The organism is Rhodanobacter sp. C01, from assembly GCF_002001045.1.
Classification (GTDB): domain Bacteria; phylum Pseudomonadota; class Gammaproteobacteria; order Xanthomonadales; family Rhodanobacteraceae; genus Rhodanobacter.
This window is the reverse complement of the sequence record NZ_MUNR01000011.1, coordinates 430,463-447,628: the sequence shown is the minus strand read 5'-3', so window position 1 is coordinate 447,628 and position 17,166 is coordinate 430,463. Positions and strand designations below refer to the sequence as shown.

The following is a 17,166-nucleotide window of genomic DNA, read 5'->3' as shown; positions in this document are numbered from 1 at the left end:
GGTGCGCCCCGCAACGTCGCGGAGCTGGCGTATCCTGCGCACCCTGCTGCTCGTTCTGGCGATACTGCTGACGGCTGCGCTGGCGACCGGCTGGTGGCTGCTCGCCGGCAGCCGTCCACGACTCGATGGCGTGCGCCGGCTGCCCGGCCTGGGCGCCAGCGTAAGCATCAGCCGCGATGCCCTCGGCACAGTCACTTTCGAAGGGAAGAACCGTACCGATCTCAGCTACGCACTTGGTTATGTGCACGCGCAGGAACGCTTCTTCGCCATGGACCTGATGCGCCGCGTGGCCGCCGGCGAACTTTCCGCATTGGTCGGGCCGGCTGCGCTCAAGGTCGACCTTGATCACCGGCCTCACCGTCTGCGCGCCGTCGTCGAGGCTGCCTACGCACAGCTTCCACCCGCGCAGAGACTCGAGCTCGACCGCTACCGCGACGGTGTCAACGCCGGCCTTGCCGACTTGCGCGTGCGACCGTGGGAGTACCTGCTGCTTGGCAGCAAGCCGCAGCCGTGGCGCTCGGAAGACAGCGCGCTGGTGATCGCCGCGATGTATCTGGACCTGAACAGTGACGGCCGCAACGAGCGCGAGCTTCGCATCGCGCAGATGCGCGCCGTGCTGCCCGGCCCGGTGGTGGATTTCCTGCTCGCGCCCGATCCCGACTGGGAAGCGCCGTTGAGCGGTCCGTTGTCGCCCTCCCCGGTGATCCCGGATGCCGACGTTTTCGATCTGCGCCGCCCCGCGCCAGCCAGCGTGCTCATCAGGTCGTCCGCGAGCCTGGCCGCGGCGCTTGCGCCGGCACTCGATGCACCCCGCCCCGGCAGCAACAGTTTCGCGGTTGCCGGTGCGCTTGGTGGCAATGGCGCGGCGATCCTCGCCAACGACATGCATCTGGGCCTGCGCGTGCCGAACATCTGGTTCCGCACCCGCCTGCGCTATCCCGACCCCACCGCGCCGAACGGGCTGCGCGATGTCAATGGCGTCAGCCTGCCCGGCACACCGGCGATGATCACCGGTTCCAACGGCCAGATCGCCTGGGGCTTCACCAACAGCTACGGTGACTGGCAGGACTGGGTGCGCGTGCTGCGCGATCCATCCCACTCCGAACGCTACAAGGTGCCGGAAGGCTGGGCCAGCATCGAAAGCCATACCGAACACATCCAGGTCAGGGGTAACCCGGACACCATCCTCACCGTCGAGGACACCCGCTGGGGCCCGATCATGGGCAAGGATGCTGACGGCACGCCGCTGGCGCTGGCCTGGATCGGCGCACGATCGCGCGGCTACAACATCAACCTGATGCAGCTGGAACGCATGCCGGACGTGCACAGCGCGCTGGACCTGGCGCCACAGCTCGGCATGCCGCCGCAAAACCTGCTGGTGGCCGACAGCAGCGGACAGATCGGCTGGACGATCGCCGGCAACAGCATCCCGCTGCGGACAGGCATCGATCCGCTGCTGCCGTCCGACTGGTCCAAACCCGGCACGGGCTGGCGGGGCTGGGCCTCGCCGTCACAGTACCCGCGCATCGAGCATCCCGCCGAGGGTCGTCTGTGGACGGCCAACAACCGCACGGTCAGCGGTGATGCACTGGCCCTGCTCGGCAATGGTGGCCACGATCTCGGCGCACGGGCACAACAGATCCGCGATGACCTGCACGCACGCGCCGAGTTCACCCCCGCCGACCTGCTCGACATCCAGCTGGACAATCGCGCCGTACTGCTGACCCGCTGGCAGCAATTGCTGCAGCAGACGCTCGCCGACAGCCAGGACCCGGCATTGCAGCAACTTCGCCAGCTCACCGCGACGTGGCAGCGGCGGGCCGCTGTCGACAGCGTCGACTACCGGCTGGTGCGCGCATTCCGCACCAAGGTCAGCGAAGCGGCGCTGGCACCGTTCGTCGCGCGGGTGAAGCACCGCTACGACGACTTCAGCTGGCCCGGCCAGAACAGCGCCGAAGCGGCGGTATGGGCACTGATCCAGGCGCAGCCACCGCAACTGCTCGATCCGAAGTACCACGACTGGCACGCGCTGCTCGTCGACGCCGCCAGGCAGGTAATCACCGAACTCGGCCAGCAACCTGGTGGCCTCGCCGCACGCAGCTGGGGCGAGCACAACCGCAGCGAGATCAACCACCCGCTGTCAGCTGCATTGCCGCACTGGCTCGGGCGCCTCATCGACATGCCCGACCAGCCGTTGCCTGGCGACAACAACATGCCTCGCGTCGCCGCGCCTGGCTTCGGCGCATCCGAGCGCCTCGACGTGGCACCGGGCCACGAGGCCGAGGGCATCCTCGAGATGCCCGGCGGCCAGAGCGACAACCCGTTGTCGCCGTACTTCGGCGCGGGGCACGAGGACTGGGTCCAGGGGCGACCCACGCCGCTGCTGCCTGGTCCGAACCGGCACACGCTGACTCTCGAGCCATGACCGCAGCTGCGCGGACCTAAGCGAAATGTGATTCACATCACATTTCGCTTGTTATTGTCATGAAGGTGCAGGCGCCTGCCAGGGCGCTGTGATGGCCCGGCGCCCGATTTATGGCAAACGGATGGGAACCTTCCCGGCAAGGGAATGCCAGACCACCTGCGGGGGTGCGGTGAGTCATCACACAGACTTCCGTGATAGCGGCTTTCCGCTATCGCGCCTTGAACAGCAACAGCCAGCAGGGCGAATCCCTGGCCGAGCGGCTGCACAAGGCGCTGCACGAAATTTCCCGACCCGCGCTGATGCCAACCACTGACTCCCCGCTGTCGATCATCGCCGCCGTTCGCGAGGCCTATGCCTACCGCAAGGCCGACAAGGAGCTCATCAAGCAGTACCGTTTCATGCAGCGCATCTTCGCCAGTGCGCGGGTCGTGCTGGACCGCACGCACGATCCGGCAGAGCAGCGCGAGATCCTGCTCCCGCTGGGCGATGCAGCACTGACCGAGCACGTGAAGTGGACGCTGATGCAGCGCGAGCGACAGGTGGAACAAGGCAAGCTTTGATGCCTGCCGGGACCAGCGCTGGTGCCTGACGATACCTGCAGCAGACCCTCGCGCCCTTCAGTCGCTGACTTTTCTGGCAATCAGCGTCAGAAACTCATCATCCCGGAGGCTGCCAACCGGCCATGCCTGGCGAATCCGCATCATCACGGGCAGACGGCGCGGCTGGTCACCGTCGGGCGACTTGCCCAGTTGCATCCGCAGGCTGGCCAGGTCCATCGACTTCCTTACGGCCGTACGTCGCTTCGTCTCGATGTTGCCGAAACCACCGGCCTGCAGCATGCCGATCAGCCCGGTGCGACTGAACAGCACAAGATGTCGTGGCGTCTCCAGCCCGCGCCAGTTCCTGCCCCAGCGCCGCGCGCCACGGCTCTCGATGTTCGGGGTGTCGACGAAGAGCACTCCATCCGGCTTGAGCAGGCGATGGACCGCACGGAGGAATGACGTGGGATCATGCAAATGCTCCAGCACATGGCTCAGCGTGATCGCATCGAAGCAACCGGAGGCATCGGCGAACAGCTCGATGGAACCCATGCCGACTTCGAGGCCACGCTGGCTGGCAGCGGCCACCGCCCCGGGATCGGGATCCACACCCGCCACATCCCAGCCCGCATCGCGTGCATTGACCAGGAAATCGCCATTGCCGCAACCGATGTCCAGCAGCCGCTGGCCGGGGAGCGGTTTGGGCAGGTAGCGGAATTCGGCATCACGCCGTTGTCGTCGCGACGGCAACACCTTGGCCAGCCAGACGCCCAGCCTGCTGGCAGGCTGGCGCCTGGTGCCATAACGGGAGTTCGCATAGCCGTTGTTCAATGCCTGCTTCAGGCCGTTCATAATGCCGGGCTTGCCCGACGTGGTCCGCGATCCGCCAACGCTGTGCGTGTAATAGACCCCATAGGCCTTGCCGATGCTAGCCTTGCTCGGACGTGGATCGAGATACGCGCTGCGACAACGGGTACAGCGGTAAAGCATCCAGCGACCCGGGGCGACGAAGAACGCATTGTCCACCAGATCCCGCTGCAGCAGTTCGCGCGCCGTGCCGCTGCAGACCGGGCATGCGGACAGTGGTTCCAGCTCGTCGGCGGGCCAGGGCTCCTGCCACGCCGGCATGGATTGCGACGTCTTGTCTTCGATGATTTCCGGCATGTCCCGACCCGCGCGTTCCGACCCCGGCAGCGCAAGCGGCAAACAGTGCCACACGAATACTCAACGTGCCTGTCGCAAGTCCTCACGCTGCAGCAAGCGTTCACAAATCGCCCGGTATATCGCCGGCAAACGCTCCAGATCTTCCACCGCGACGCACTCGTCCACCTTGTGGATCGTTGCGTTGACCGGACCGATCTCCACGACCTCGGCACCCATCGGCGCGATGAAACGACCGTCCGAGGTACCGCCGCCCGTGCTCTGTTCGGGATCGATGCCACAAAGATCGCGGCACACGTCGATGACGGTCTGGCGCAGCACGCCTCCGGGCACCGTCAGGAACGGCGCGCCGGACAGATTCCACGCAAGTGCGAAGTCCAGACCATGCCGGTGCAGGATCGTCTCGGTGCGCTCCCGCAGATCCTCGGCACGACTGGCGGTGCAGTAGCGGAAATTGATCAATGCCTTCAACTCGCCCGGAATCACGTTGCCTGCGCCGGTGCCCGCGTTGAGATTGGAAACCTGGAATGAGGTCGGCGGGAAATCGTCATTGCCCTCGTCCCAGCGCTCGGCAGCCAGTTCGGCCAGCGCCGGCGCGAAAGCGTGGATCGGATTCAGCGCCTTTTCCGGATAGGCCACATGGCCCTGCACGCCATGCACGACGAGGGTGCCTGACAGCGACCCGCGCCGCCCCACCCGGATCAGGTCGCCAAGCCGCTCTTTCGCCGATGGCTCGCCGACCACGCACCAGTCGATGCGCTCGCCAGTGGCACGGAAATGCTCCACCACCTTGCGCACGCCGTCGAGATTGGTCGGCCCCTCCTCGTCGCTGGTGAGCAGGAGGGCGATCCGGCCGCGATGTTCGGGCTGCGCTGCCACGAATTGCTCTAGCGCCACCACCATCGCCGCCACCCCGCCCTTCATGTCGGCCGCGCCACGGCCGTATAGATGGCCATCGCGGATCGTCGGCTCGAACGGCGGACTCTGCCACGCCTCTTCCGGCCCGCTCGGCACGACGTCGATGTGTCCGAGAAAAGCCAACGTCGGCTCCGATGTCGCATGTCCTCCGTGGACTGCCCAAAGATTGTCGACCTCGCCATAGCGCAGGTGTTCGATGCGGAATCCTGCCTGCTGCAGGCGTTCTCCGATCAGCCGCAGACAACCGGCATCTTCGGGTGTCACCGAGCGGCGCCGAATCAGGTCGCAGGCAAGATCGAGGACAGCGGACATGGGCACTCGCAGAACGCGGAGGTAAGGGTCCGTGCAGCATACCAAGCACAGGCAAGCACCGGCCGCCTGCCGCTCAACCGGCCAGTACTGCACCGAGCAGATGGCCCACCGCATAAGTGATCGCCGCGGCGGCGGCGGTGATGCCGAACTGGCGCGCAATCGAGAACAGCATGCTGCGCCCGGTGAACAGCGACGTGCCGATACCGATCAGCGCCAGCCCGGCAGCGGTGGAAACCATGCTCATCTGCAATGCGGCAGGTCCACCGAGAAAGAAATACGGCGCCACCGGAAACAGCGCGCCGCAGGCAAACAGGCAGAACGACGAAACTGCCGCACCATATGCCGAACCACCCAACTCCCCGGGGTCGATCCCCAGATCTTCACGTACCAGCATGTCGAGCGCTGCCCGCGGGGTTTCGGCAAGGTGCTCGGCCAGATGCTCGGCTGCCGCCGGCTCCAGCCCCTTGTCGCGATAGATGCCAGCGATATTCTGCAAACCGTCCTCGGGCGCCACTGCCAGGCGTTCGGCCCGCTCGGTGATCTGTGCCTGATAGAACTCGCGCGAGCTGTTCATCGACAGCCATTCGCCCAGCGCCATCGAGCAGGCGCCGGCAACCAGGCCAGCCAGGCCGGCCAGCAAGACCGCGCGGTCACCCGAGGCGGCGCCAGCCATGCCCATCACCAGACTGACGTTGGACACCAGACCATCATTGGCGCCGAGCACCGCCGCGCGCAGCGTGTTGCCGCTCTGCGTGCGATGCCGGTGGCCATGTCCGGCCGGCTCGCTCCCCGGAATGAAATGATCGCGATGGCCGTTGCGATCGACCGGCGTGACCTCATGGTCGGCATGCTCCAGCCGCACCACCGTCGGCATCACGAACTCGGTGCCGAAACGGCGCGCGAACCAGCTCAGCGCGCGCACGCGCAGACCGATGCGCGGCGGCGGCACGGCCACGCCAAGTTCGTGCAGGCGAGCTTCCCAGAACTGCGCATTGCCCTGCTCGCCCGCGGCGATGCGCCGATAGGCACGGCTCAAGCGTGCGTCCGTCGTCAGCTCGGCCAGTTGCGCGTACAACGCCGCGTTGTCACGCTCTATGCGCAGATTGTTCTGGAATCGTCGCGCGCGGTGATTGCTCATGTAACCAACCCGGTATCAATCGTCGAGTTCGTCGTCATGCTGGCCGAGGTAACCCAGGGCCAGCAACAACACGACTACAAAGCGGAACGCGCTGGCCAGTCCGTTCCATTGGGTGGACATCCACATGCCGAACCATTCGCCACCGATCGCCATGAAGCCGCCCAGCCAGAGCAGGACGCCCACGCTCAGGCCGGTCACTGCCATGCGCTTGGCACGTCGGAAAGCCGCCGCGTGGGCGCTGCGTGCGCGCCACATACGCCAGGCGCCGAACCAGCACAGCACTGCCGCCAGCACTTCGGCAGCAATGATCAGCGCGTAAGCGACATGCTGCAGCGATGGAGAATGGATCGCACGGTACTGGATACCCGCATCGGGGAAGATCGAATCCATCGCCAGGACGTGCTGCACGAACACCCAGTTGCTGCCGTAGTCGGTCAGGTTGCCGAACGCCACCAGCGCCAACCACAGCGCGATCACCGCCACCAGCAGGATCCGTGAAAGGCGCATCACCATGCCGTCCTCTCAGCGTCCGAACAACTTCTTGAAGCCGTTGTCGGTGAAGCCCACGCTCACAGTGCCAGCAGGCTGCACCACCACCGGCCGACGGATCAGTGCGGGATATTCCTTCAGCAACAAGGTCCACTCCGGATCGCTGCCGGGGTTCTTGCGTTGTGGCAGCAGGTTGCGCCAGGTGGTGCCGGCCTTGTTGACCAGCTTCTCCCAGCCGCCAAGCTGGCGTGCCCAATCCTTCAGCGTCGCTGCCGGCACCGGGTTGGCGCGGTAGTCGACGAAGGTGTGCTCCACCTCGAAACGGGTGAGCCAGTTGCGTGCCTTCCTGCAGGTGTCGCAATTGGGAAGTCCATACAGAACCGGATTCATTCGGCACTCCGCAGCAGTTCGTTGATGCCGGTCTTGCTACGGGTCTTCTCGTCGACCTGCTTGACGATGATCGCGGCATACAGGCTGTGACTGCCGTCCTTCGCCGGCAGGCTGCCGGCCACCACTACACTGCCGGCGGGTACCCGGCCGTAACTCACTTCACCGGTGGCACGGTTGTAGATGCGGGTGGACTGGCCAAGGAATACGCCCATGCCGATCACACTGCCCTTCTCCACGATGACACCCTCGACGACTTCGGATCGCGCGCCAATGAAGCAGTGGTCCTCGATGATGGTCGGGTTCGCCTGCAAAGGTTCCAGCACGCCACCGATGCCGACGCCACCAGACAGGTGCACGCCGGCGCCGATCTGCGCACAGGAACCGACCGTGGCCCAGGTGTCCACCATCGTGCCGGCACCCACATGCGCACCGATGTTGACGTAGCTCGGCATCAGCACCGCGTCTTTGGCGATGTATGCGCCGCGGCGCACCAGCGCACCGGGCACCACTCGCGCGCCAAGCTGCTGCAGTTCGGCGTCATTGCCGTGGGCGAAGCGCAGCGGCACCTTGTCGAACGCCTGTGCCGGGCCGCCGTCGACCACGCGGTTGTCGTTGATGCGGAAATACAGCAGCACGGCTTTCTTGATCCACTGGTTCACCGTCCAGCCACCGTGGCCGTCCGGTTCAGCGATCCGGCGTTCACCGGATTCGAGCAAGCCGATGACCTGGCCAATCGCGGGCCGCAGGTGGGTCTCGATCTCGGCGTGAGTGAGTTCGTTGCGACGTTCGAAGGCGTCGTCGATCAGGGTTTCAATGGCTTGCATGGGACATGGTTCACTGGTTGTGGGGCTGAAGGCATGCGATTAGCGCCAGGCTGGTCGCAAAGAGTACATGCTGCAGGCAGCCGATACGGCCCCATCGGGCATGCGACCTTCCATCAGGCCATGCCGCCAGCCGCGGCTTCATCTGCCTTTAACCCGTTCCCGCAGTACATTGGGCAGCCAGATGCAGCAGAACAGCTGCCATCTCGACAAGTCGGTTCGTTCCCCACGCCATGGCAAGGAATACCGAAGTGAGTCAGCTGGAGATCGCCGGTTTCGTCGCGAGCCTGTGCAAGGATTCGCTCCACCGCCGGCTCATTCGAGCCATGAAAAAGCTGGCGCCGGCCGAGTTCGCGTTCCTGCGCATCCCGATCGACGGCCTGCCGTTGTACTTGCAGGGTTTCGTGGACAGCCACGTCGGATGGATCAGGCGATTCGCAGGTTGAAGACATGCCCACGAGCGATGCCAGCCCGTGGATAAAGCGACAGGAGAATCAAGCCATGCATGAAGAGATCAGCGAGGGCTTCATGGTCTTCCTCTCCGATGGCGACGAGGGGATCGGCTCGGTCCGCGAGGTTCGTCATGGCCTGCCGGAACTGGTGATCTATATCGAGAATGCCGGCGACTTCGTGGTGGCTATCTCGGCGATCCATGCAGTTCACTCCGGCAAGGTCATCCTGGCCTGGGACAGGCTGGACCTTCGCCTGCGCAACGCGATCGCCCATGCACGCGATTCCGAGGACCCCGATTACGTCGCGCCGGATTCCACCGAGGACGAATAGCGAAACCGGACTCCGCTCACTGCACGGAATCAGGCCAGGAGCCGCGACCCATGCATACAGAAACGGCGCAAAGCCCGCAGGCCGCGCCGTTGCTGGTGTCGAATTGGTGGGCGGTACAAGGATCGAACTTGTGACCCCTACCATGTCAAGGTAGTGCTCTACCGCTGAGCTAACCGCCCGTCTCGCCTCGGATGACCGCGCGAGCCGCGCAGTATACGGCAGCGGCCGGCACTCGACAATATCCCGCCACGCCAGCACCCGTTGATCAGCGCAGGGCCTGCTCGCGCAACTGGTGGATCTGGTCACGCAGCCGGGCGGCATCCTCGAATTCCAGATTCTGCGCGTGCCGGTACATCTGCGCCTCGAGTTTCTTCAGCATGGCAGCCGCTTGCTGCGTGTTGAGCCCGACATAATCGGCAGCCTGCTCGGCCACGGCGCTACGACCACGCGACGATTTGCTGCCACGGCGGTTGCCCGCTTCGCTGCGCGCGCCCTCCATGATGTCGGCGATGCGTCGCACGATGGTGGTCGGCACGATGCCCTGCTGTTCGTTCCAGGCCATCTGCTTTTCGCGGCGCCGGGCGGTCTCGTCCATCGCTGCCTGCATCGAACGTGTGACCGTGTCGGCGTACAGAATCGCTTTGCCGCGCACGTTGCGCGCGGCGCGGCCGATGGTCTGGATCAGCGAGCCGGTGGAACGCAGGAACCCTTCCTTGTCGGCGTCCAGGATCGCCACCAGCGACACCTCGGGCATGTCCAGCCCCTCGCGCAGCAGGTTGATGCCGACCAGCACGTCGAACTCGCCCAGGCGCAAGTCGCGGATGATCTCGCTGCGCTCGACCGTCTCGATGTCCGAGTGCAGGTAGCGCACCTTGACGTCGTGTTCGGCCAGGTATTCGGTGAGGTTCTCCGCCATGCGCTTGGTCAGCGTGGTCACCAGCACGCGATCGCCGATCGCCACGCGCTTGTGCACTTCGCCGAGCAGATCGTCGACCTGGGTGCGCACCGGACGGACTTCGACCTCGGGGTCCACCAGACCGGTCGGGCGCACCACCAGCTCGGTCACCGCGTCGCCGGACCTGTGCAGCTCGTAGTCGCGCGGCGTGGCGGAAACGTAGATCGCCCGCGGCACGCGCTCTTCCCACTCCTCGAAGCGCAGCGGCCGGTTGTCCATCGCCGACGGCAGCCGGAAGCCGAATTCCACGAGGGTCTCCTTGCGCGAGCGGTCGCCCTTGTACATCGCACCCAGCTGCGGCACGGTGACGTGCGACTCGTCCACCACCAGCAAACCGTCGGACGGCAGGTAGTCGAACAGGGTCGGCGGCGGCTCGCCAGGCTCGCGCCGGGTCAGATGACGCGAATAGTTCTCGATGCCCTGGCAGTAGCCCACCTCGGCCATCATCTCGATGTCGAAACGCGTGCGCTGGTCCAGCCGCTGCGCCTCGACCAGCTTGTTGTCCTTGTACAGCTGTTCCAGCCGATCCTTCAGCTCGACCTTGACCGTCTCGATCGCGTTCAGCACGCTCTCGCGCGTGCTGGCGTAATGCGTGCGCGGGTAGACGGTGTAGCGCTGCACCTTGCGGATCGTTTCGCCGGTGAGCGGATCAAACAGCGACAAGTTCTCCACTTCGCCGTCGAACAGCTCGATGCGCAGCGCCTCGGTCTCCGATTCGGCCGGGAACACGTCGACGATCTCGCCGTGCACGCGGTACATGCCGCGGCGCAGTTCCATCTCGTTGCGGCTGTACTGCAGCTCGGTCAGCTGATGGATCAGCTTGCGCTGGTCGATGCGTTCGCCCTTGGCCAGGATCAGCCGTAGCGACAGGTAGTCTTCCGGATTGCCGAGGCCGTAGATCGCCGACACCGTGGCAACGATGATCGAATCCCGACGCGACAGCAGCGCCTTGGTCGCCGACAGCCGCATCTGCTCGATGTGCTCGTTGATCGAAGCATCCTTCTCGATGAAGGTATCCGACGCCACCACGTAGGCTTCCGGTTGGTAGTAGTCGTAATAGCTGACGAAATACTCCACCGCGTTGTGCGGGAAGAACTCCTTGAACTCGCCGTACAGCTGCGCCGCCAGCGTCTTGTTCGGCGCCATCACGATGGTCGGTCGCTGCACCTGCTCGATCACGTTGGCGATGGTGTAGGTCTTGCCCGATCCAGTGACACCAAGCAGGGTCTGCGCGGCCAGACCTGCCTCGAAACCCTCAGACAGGCGCTGGATCGCCTGCGGCTGGTCACCGGCAGGCTGATAGGGGGCAACGAGCTGGAAGCGGTCAGTCATCGTCTACACATGTGGGCGAGGCAGGGCATTCTAAATCGGGCCTGCTGACAGGATGCGTCAGCAGAATCCGACACCCGGACAGTTGCTCAGCTGGTGGCTGCACTTCTGTGCCGTCCTAGCATGAAACCCTTGGCTACGCAGGGATGACGCCATGCGGAATCACAGGAACGGCGGATCATCAGGCAAACAGCTTGGCGTGACCTTGATCGAGCAGATCATGGTGCTCGCCATCATGGCCGCACTGACCAGCATTGCCGCACCGCCGCTGCGACAGTTGCTGAGCCGCAACCAGCTGCAGGTCGCACAAACCGATTTCATCGCAGCATTGCAGCACACCCGCGGAACCGCCATCACCACAGGAAGGCGCACGCTGTTCTGTCCGAGCCGCGACGGCCAGCGCTGCAGCGAGGAAACACGCTGGGATGGCGGCTGGCTGATCGGCCACGATGTCGATCACGACAACCAGCCTGACAACGGCCCGCTGCGTACCGGGCGTGGCTACGACAAGATCAGCATCCTCGGCGACAGCGGACGTCGTCTCGTGCGCTTCCAGAGCGATGGCACTGCCGTCGGCACCACCAACACCTGGAGATTCTGCCGCCAGGGCCAGCCGGATCAGGCACTGGTCGTAGTGCTCTCCAACTCCGGCCGCATCCGCGGCGCGCCCGCCAGTGCTGCCCAGGCGGCAGACTGTGCACAGACGAAATGAGCGGATGCCTGCCGCAGAAATGCAAAAAGCCGGCAATATGCCGGCTTTTGCGAATGATGGCGCCCGAAGCTGGACTCGAACCAGCGACCCCCTGATTAACAGTCAAGTGCTCTAACCAGCTGAGCTATTCGGGCGTGAGCTGCGTAGTTTGTCGGGACCGAAGAAAGCTGTCAAGCCATTGCCGGCGAATCCCGCGGCAAAATTTCAGCGTGTAATCACCCGATAACACGGCACGTAAGCCGCGCCGCCGGGAAGCTTCATGCGGTGCTGATCGACAAACGCCTGCAGCAGCTTGTCCAGGGCGCGCATGATGTCTGCATCACCGTCGATATCGAACGGACCGGACTGTTCGATCGCCTGCACACCCTCCTCCTTCACGTTGCCTGCGACGATGCCGGAGAAGGCCCGGCGCAGATCCGCAGCCAGTTCATGCAGCGGCCGGCCGTGATGGATCTGCAACGCTCGCATCGCCTCATGGGTGGGGCGGAACGGCGTCTGGAACACCAGCGGAATCTGCAACGCCCAGTTGAAGAAGAACGCATCCTTGGTGTCCAGCCGATGATTGCGCACCTTGTCGATGCCCTTGATCATCGAGCGCGCCACAGCCGCCGGATCATCCACGATGATCTGGTAGTGCTTGGCCACCTCGTCGCCGAGAGCCAGCCGCAGGAAACGGTCGATCTGTTCGAAGTACGCCGCCGACTGCCGCGGCCCGGTGAAGATCAGCGGGAATGGCGTGCCGGCGTTGTCCGGGTGCAACAGGATGCCCAACAGATACAGGATTTCCTCGGCGGTGCCGACGCCACCGGGGAACACGATGATGCCGTGCCCCATGCGCACGAATGCTTCAAGCCGCTTCTCGATGTCCGGCATGATCACCAGATGGTTGACGATCGGGTTCGGCGACTCGGCAGCGATGATGCCCGGCTCGGTAATGCCGATGTAGCGATTGTGCCGGCGCCGTTGCTTGGCATGCGCAATGGTCGCACCCTTCATCGGCCCCTTCATCGCGCCGGGACCGCAACCGGTGCAGATATCCAGTCCACGCAGGCCGAGCTGGTAGCCGACCGACTTGGTGTAATCGTATTCCTCGCGCGAGATCGAATGACCGCCCCAGCACACCACGAGGTTGGGATCGATGTGCGGCTTCAGGATGCGCGCATTGCGCAGGATCTCGAACACGCCCTGCGTCAAGCCGGCCGAACCATCCAGATCGAAGCCGATCTGCTCCAGCTGGGTCGATACATAGACGATGTCGCGCACCACCGCCACCAGCAGCTCGTTGATGCCGCGGATGATCTGGCCGTCCACGAAGGCCTGCGCCGGTGCGTGGCTGAGCTCGATCTTGATGCCACGATCCTGCTGCAACACTTGTATGTCGAAATCCGGGTACTGCTCGAGAATCGCGCGCGGATCGTCGCTGATGCTGCCCGAGGTCAACACCGCCAGCGCGCAGCGTCGCAGCAGCGCATGCAGGCCCGAATCGCTGGCGCCGCGCAGCCGCATCACCTCGTTGCGGGAAAGGATATCCAGTCCACCCACCGGCGAGATGCGCGCGCTGACGGTGGCTGACTTGTCGCGCGTGGCGGCGTTTGTATCGTTCATCCGAATCATTCTCCTGACCGCTCGTCCGCGGCATGCATTCCGCCATCAATCGTTAGCGGACCGGGTAGCTTTACGCGCCGCCCACCTACCGTCAAGCGCGCACAAAAAAGCCGGCGCCCGTGAGGGCGCCGGCCACCGTGTCAGCCATCCGATGGATCAGAAGACATACTTCACCGTCAATTGCACAGCCCAGCGCTGGGCCAGATCGTCGCCGTTGTTGATGTAGGTAGGCACCGTCAAGGGGCTGTAATGACCGTTCTGGCTGTAGTTGGTGCAGGTGGCCGGAGCCTTGCCCGTACCGCTGCCGCAGTCGATGTTGTAGATGTACTTGCCGGTCGCCGGATCGACGCCGTAGAAATCGGCCAGTGCACGACCACCCGGGAACGTCACGCGCTTCTCGATACCCCAGTTCTTGTTCAGCAGGTTGGTGAAGTTGTAGACGTCCAGCTTGATCAGGCCCTTGTTGCCCTTGAACAGACCCGGAATTTCCTGACTGAAGCTCAGGTCGAGCTGGTTGATCCAGCCTGCGCGATCGCCATTGCGCTTGGCGATCTGGCCCTGGTGATCCTTCAAGTAATCGTTGTGCTGAATGTAGTCGTAGAACTGCTGGATCAAGGCCGGATCGGTACCGGGACGGAACTCCACCTGGCCCGGCTTCGGGATGAAGACCAGATCGTTGGTGAAGGTGTCGCCATTGGCGTCATTGCCGAACGACCAGCTGTACGGGTATGCCGAGTGACCGTCGAAGAACGCGCTGGCGCTGGTCACGTAGTCGCCGAAGAAGTGATGCTGCCAGTTCAGCGACGCGATAACCCGTTTGGGCACGGAGTAGTTCGATACGCTGGCCACGTTCTCGTTCGAGTTGGCAACATAGTTGTACTTGTAATTCGACGACGCCACGCTCGACGTGCCCGGGTTCACCTCGGTGGCACGGCTCCACGTGAAGCCGACCATGCCGGCCCACTCATTGCTGAACGATTTCTTCAACTGCAGGGTCAGGCTGTCGGCTTTGCCGCGGTTGCTGTCGGCCAGATTGATCGTGTTCGCGCTGAAGGCCGAATTCGAGTTGTAGACCGACTGCTGGCCGGTGGCCTTGGGGTCACCGTTGACCAGCTTGTAGTAGGTGTTGCGCCCATCCGGCAACTGCCCGGTGGGTGCGCCCAGGTTGATCGCCTGGTACCAGATCGCATCTCGCTGGATGATGTGCTGGTAGTCGGCGGTAGCCACCAGACCCCACCACGGCAGCTCCTTGTCGAAGCCCAGGCTGAGCTTCCACGCGCTGGGAATCAGGAACCCTGGCGAGATCGTGTTGACCGTCATCGCGCCGGAGCCCGTGGGGCCGTTGTTCTGCGCGTACGGGTTCGCACTGAACGGCGGCAGGTTGGTGTTGCACGGCGCCTTCTGGGTCGGACCGCAGTTGTACTGGGTCTGGGTGATGCCGGAGTTCGAGAAGATGTTGCCGATCCACACGCCTGGCGGATTGGACACGAACAGGCCGGCACCGCCGCGCAGCTGGGTCATGCGCTCGGTGTCAAAGGCGTAATTGAACGAGATGCGCGGTTGCACCACGCGGTTGCCATTGATCGTGGTCTGGTTGGTCCGGCCGAAACCGCCCGTGGACTGGTTCTTGTTTTGGCCAGTGCCGCCGACGACACCCGGCGCCGCAGCGAACTTGGCGTTGTACAACGGCTGATCGCTCATCAGCGGGATGTCGACTCGCACGCCGTACTGCACCGACAACTGGTTGTTGACCTGCCAAGTATCCTGCAGGAACACGCCGTACTGCTTCAGGCCGTAGCCGGCCGCGGTCTGCGCCAGGCTCAGGCCATCCGCCGGACGGTTGTAGTAATACTGGTAGTAGTTGCCAGCCAGGAAATTCTGCAGGCCATTCATCGCCGGCGTGCTGCCGCTGGCCTTGGAATCCTCGAAGGTGTAGCTGCCGAACAGGTTCTGCACGAAGAGGTTGTAGTAGGTGTCCTTCTCGAAATCGACGCCACCCTTCAGCGTGTGGTCGCCGAGGAACAGCGTACCGGCCCACGCCGCATTCAGGGTCTTCACCTTGAGCACGTTGGCCTGGCTGGAATACTCGGTGCCGAACTCCACCGACGGGCCACCGTAGGCCACCGGGTAGATCTTGATGTCGGGCATCGGCGTGCCGTTGTACGGGCCACGGTTCTGCACGAAATTGGAGAACGACACCGTGGTGTCGCTGGAGAAGATATCCGACCAGTCGTCATAAAAATGCAGCGCATAGTTCTTGTTGTCGACCGAGGTCTTGTACCAGCCGCTGGAAAGCACCAGGTTGGTCGTGCTGCCGGTGATGATCGGCTTGTTTTCCTTGGTCTCGGTGTAGGTGAAGCTGGCGCGATGGTCGTTGCTGATGTTCCAGTCGATCTTGGCCAGGTAGCGCTTGTCGAGCAGGTTCGAATTGCCGCCGCCGACCGTGCCGATGTCGGTCAGGCCGTAGGTCGCCGCCGCGTCACGGATCTGCTGCACCTGCGCGGAAGTCAGGCCGGCGATCGGCGATGCCGCGCCGGAGTCGGCCGGCCCGTACGGGCTGCCAGGGCCGATCTGCGTGCTCTTTTCGTACGACCCGAAGAAGAACAGCTTGTCCTTGATGATCGGGCCACCGACGGTGGCACCACCCGTCCAGGCGCGCGAAAAACCGGTGTACGGCTTGTCGTTCTGATTGTCGCCGATCATGTTGTCGTTCTGGAACACGTAGTAGACGGAACCATGGAAATCGTTGGTGCCGCTCTTGGTCACCGCATTCACCGTGGCACCCAGGCCGCGGCGGTTGGCCACGTCGTAGTTCGCGGTGGAAATGTTGTATTCCTGGATGGTGTCCTGCGAAATCGGCGTGGCCAGCGTGGGCAGGCCGTTCGCGTTCAGGCCGAACGGATCGTTGGCACTGATCGAGTCGACGGTGATGTTGTTGTAGCGGCTGTTCTGGCCGTTGGCCGAGATCTCGCCACGGGCGCGGTCGGTGATGACCACGCGCGGATCCATGCGCACGATGTTCTGGATCGAGCGGCCCGGAGTCGGCTGCGCATCCAGTTCGGCACGCGAGACATTCGTGCTGATGCCCTTGTTGTCCGACGAGAACGTCTGCGCCAATGCATTCGCCGACACGGTCACGCCGGCCAGATTTTTTGCGTCCTTCGTATCAGCGCCGCCTGCCATCGTCAGGTTGACCGGGGTTTCCTGGGCCAGCTGCAGATACACGTTGTCCTGCTCGACCTTGGTCACGCCGTCCTTGGATACGGTCACGTCGAACGGCCCACCCACGCGCAGGCCCTGTGCGGCATAGCGGCCATCCGCGTCAGTCGTCGTGACCTTGGTGGTACCGGACGGCTCATGCACGATCTGCACGGTGGCGCCGGCCAGCGGCTGGCCGCTGGCATCAAGCACGCGGCCGGAGATGGCGGAAGAGGTGTCCTGCGCCAGAACAGGCGAGGAGGCGAGCAGCGCGGCGATGGCCACCGGCAGCAGTTTTGCGCGAATAGTGCTTTTCATCGAACATCGACCCCATGGTGGTTCGCAATAAATAACGATGTCAGGGCAACAAGCGAAACCTCTCGCCGCCAAG

14 protein-coding genes and 2 tRNA genes are annotated in these 17,166 nt (G+C 64.0%); 5 read left to right on the top strand and 11 right to left on the bottom strand.

Annotated features, from left to right (window positions below):
* Position 1 precedes the first annotated feature (1 nt).
* Complete coding sequence (locus tag B0E50_RS11225; RefSeq protein ID WP_077441379.1) at positions 2–2,425, top strand: penicillin acylase family protein; 2,424 nt, start codon at positions 2–4, stop codon at positions 2,423–2,425.
* Between the two features lie 218 nt (positions 2,426–2,643).
* Positions 2,644–2,985, top strand: coding sequence for a hypothetical protein (locus B0E50_RS11220; protein WP_254427252.1), 342 nt, complete (start codon positions 2,644–2,646; stop codon positions 2,983–2,985).
* A gap of 57 nt (positions 2,986–3,042) precedes the next feature.
* Here the strand turns inward: B0E50_RS11220 and B0E50_RS11215 are convergent, their stop codons facing one another.
* The 6 genes from B0E50_RS11215 to dapD form a co-directional block, all read right to left on the bottom strand.
* Positions 3,043–4,128, bottom strand: coding sequence for a class I SAM-dependent methyltransferase (locus B0E50_RS11215; protein ID WP_077441266.1), 1,086 nt, complete (start codon positions 4,126–4,128; stop codon positions 3,043–3,045).
* Positions 4,129–4,188: 60 nt separating this feature from the next.
* On the bottom strand, positions 4,189–5,355 hold the full coding sequence (gene dapE, locus B0E50_RS11210) for a succinyl-diaminopimelate desuccinylase (protein ID WP_077441377.1): 1,167 nt from the start codon (positions 5,353–5,355) through the stop codon (positions 4,189–4,191).
* Between the two features lie 73 nt (positions 5,356–5,428).
* The gene (locus tag B0E50_RS11205; RefSeq protein ID WP_077441265.1) at positions 5,429–6,493 is read right to left on the bottom strand and encodes a VIT1/CCC1 transporter family protein; all 1,065 of its coding nucleotides are present in this window, start codon (positions 6,491–6,493) and stop codon (positions 5,429–5,431) included.
* 15 nt (positions 6,494–6,508) lie between these two features.
* The gene (locus B0E50_RS11200) at positions 6,509–7,006 is read right to left on the bottom strand and encodes a DUF2165 domain-containing protein (protein ID WP_077441264.1); all 498 of its coding nucleotides are present in this window, start codon (positions 7,004–7,006) and stop codon (positions 6,509–6,511) included.
* 9 nt (positions 7,007–7,015) lie between these two features.
* Positions 7,016–7,372, bottom strand: coding sequence for a Spx/MgsR family RNA polymerase-binding regulatory protein (locus B0E50_RS11195; protein WP_077441263.1), 357 nt, complete (start codon positions 7,370–7,372; stop codon positions 7,016–7,018).
* A complete protein-coding gene (gene dapD / locus B0E50_RS11190) occupies positions 7,369–8,196 on the bottom strand; it encodes a 2,3,4,5-tetrahydropyridine-2,6-dicarboxylate N-succinyltransferase (protein ID WP_077441262.1) in 828 nt (275 codons plus the stop codon). Before dapD ends, B0E50_RS11195 begins: the two co-directional genes overlap by 4 nt.
* Before the next feature lie 248 nt (positions 8,197–8,444).
* Here dapD and B0E50_RS11185 point away from each other — a divergent pair, with 248 nt between their 5' ends.
* A complete protein-coding gene (locus tag B0E50_RS11185; RefSeq protein WP_077441261.1) occupies positions 8,445–8,639 on the top strand; it encodes a hypothetical protein in 195 nt (64 codons plus the stop codon).
* Positions 8,640–8,694: 55 nt separating this feature from the next.
* Positions 8,695–8,976: a hypothetical protein gene (locus B0E50_RS11180; RefSeq protein ID WP_077441260.1), complete on the top strand. Its 282-nt coding sequence runs from the start codon at positions 8,695–8,697 to the stop codon at positions 8,974–8,976.
* Between the two features lie 104 nt (positions 8,977–9,080).
* On the opposite strand, the gene B0E50_RS11175 is transcribed toward B0E50_RS11180, so the two are convergent.
* Positions 9,081–9,155, bottom strand: a tRNA-Val gene (locus B0E50_RS11175).
* A gap of 86 nt (positions 9,156–9,241) precedes the next feature.
* Positions 9,242–11,263, bottom strand: coding sequence for an excinuclease ABC subunit UvrB (gene uvrB, locus B0E50_RS11170; RefSeq protein ID WP_077441259.1), 2,022 nt, complete (start codon positions 11,261–11,263; stop codon positions 9,242–9,244).
* Between the two features lie 151 nt (positions 11,264–11,414).
* Between uvrB and B0E50_RS11165 the strand changes: the two genes are divergently transcribed.
* Positions 11,415–11,972: a GspH/FimT family pseudopilin gene (locus tag B0E50_RS11165; protein ID WP_077441258.1), complete on the top strand. Its 558-nt coding sequence runs from the start codon at positions 11,415–11,417 to the stop codon at positions 11,970–11,972.
* Between the two features lie 57 nt (positions 11,973–12,029).
* Here B0E50_RS11165 and B0E50_RS11160 read toward each other — a convergent pair.
* The 3 genes from B0E50_RS11160 to B0E50_RS11150 form a co-directional block, all read right to left on the bottom strand.
* A tRNA-Asn gene (locus tag B0E50_RS11160) sits at positions 12,030–12,106 on the bottom strand.
* Positions 12,107–12,176: 70 nt separating this feature from the next.
* On the bottom strand, positions 12,177–13,577 hold the full coding sequence (ppnN, locus tag B0E50_RS11155) for a nucleotide 5'-monophosphate nucleosidase PpnN (protein WP_077441257.1): 1,401 nt from the start codon (positions 13,575–13,577) through the stop codon (positions 12,177–12,179).
* 156 nt (positions 13,578–13,733) lie between these two features.
* The gene (locus B0E50_RS11150) at positions 13,734–17,093 is read right to left on the bottom strand and encodes a carboxypeptidase regulatory-like domain-containing protein (protein ID WP_077441256.1); all 3,360 of its coding nucleotides are present in this window, start codon (positions 17,091–17,093) and stop codon (positions 13,734–13,736) included.
* Between the last annotated feature and the right edge of the window lie 73 nt (positions 17,094–17,166).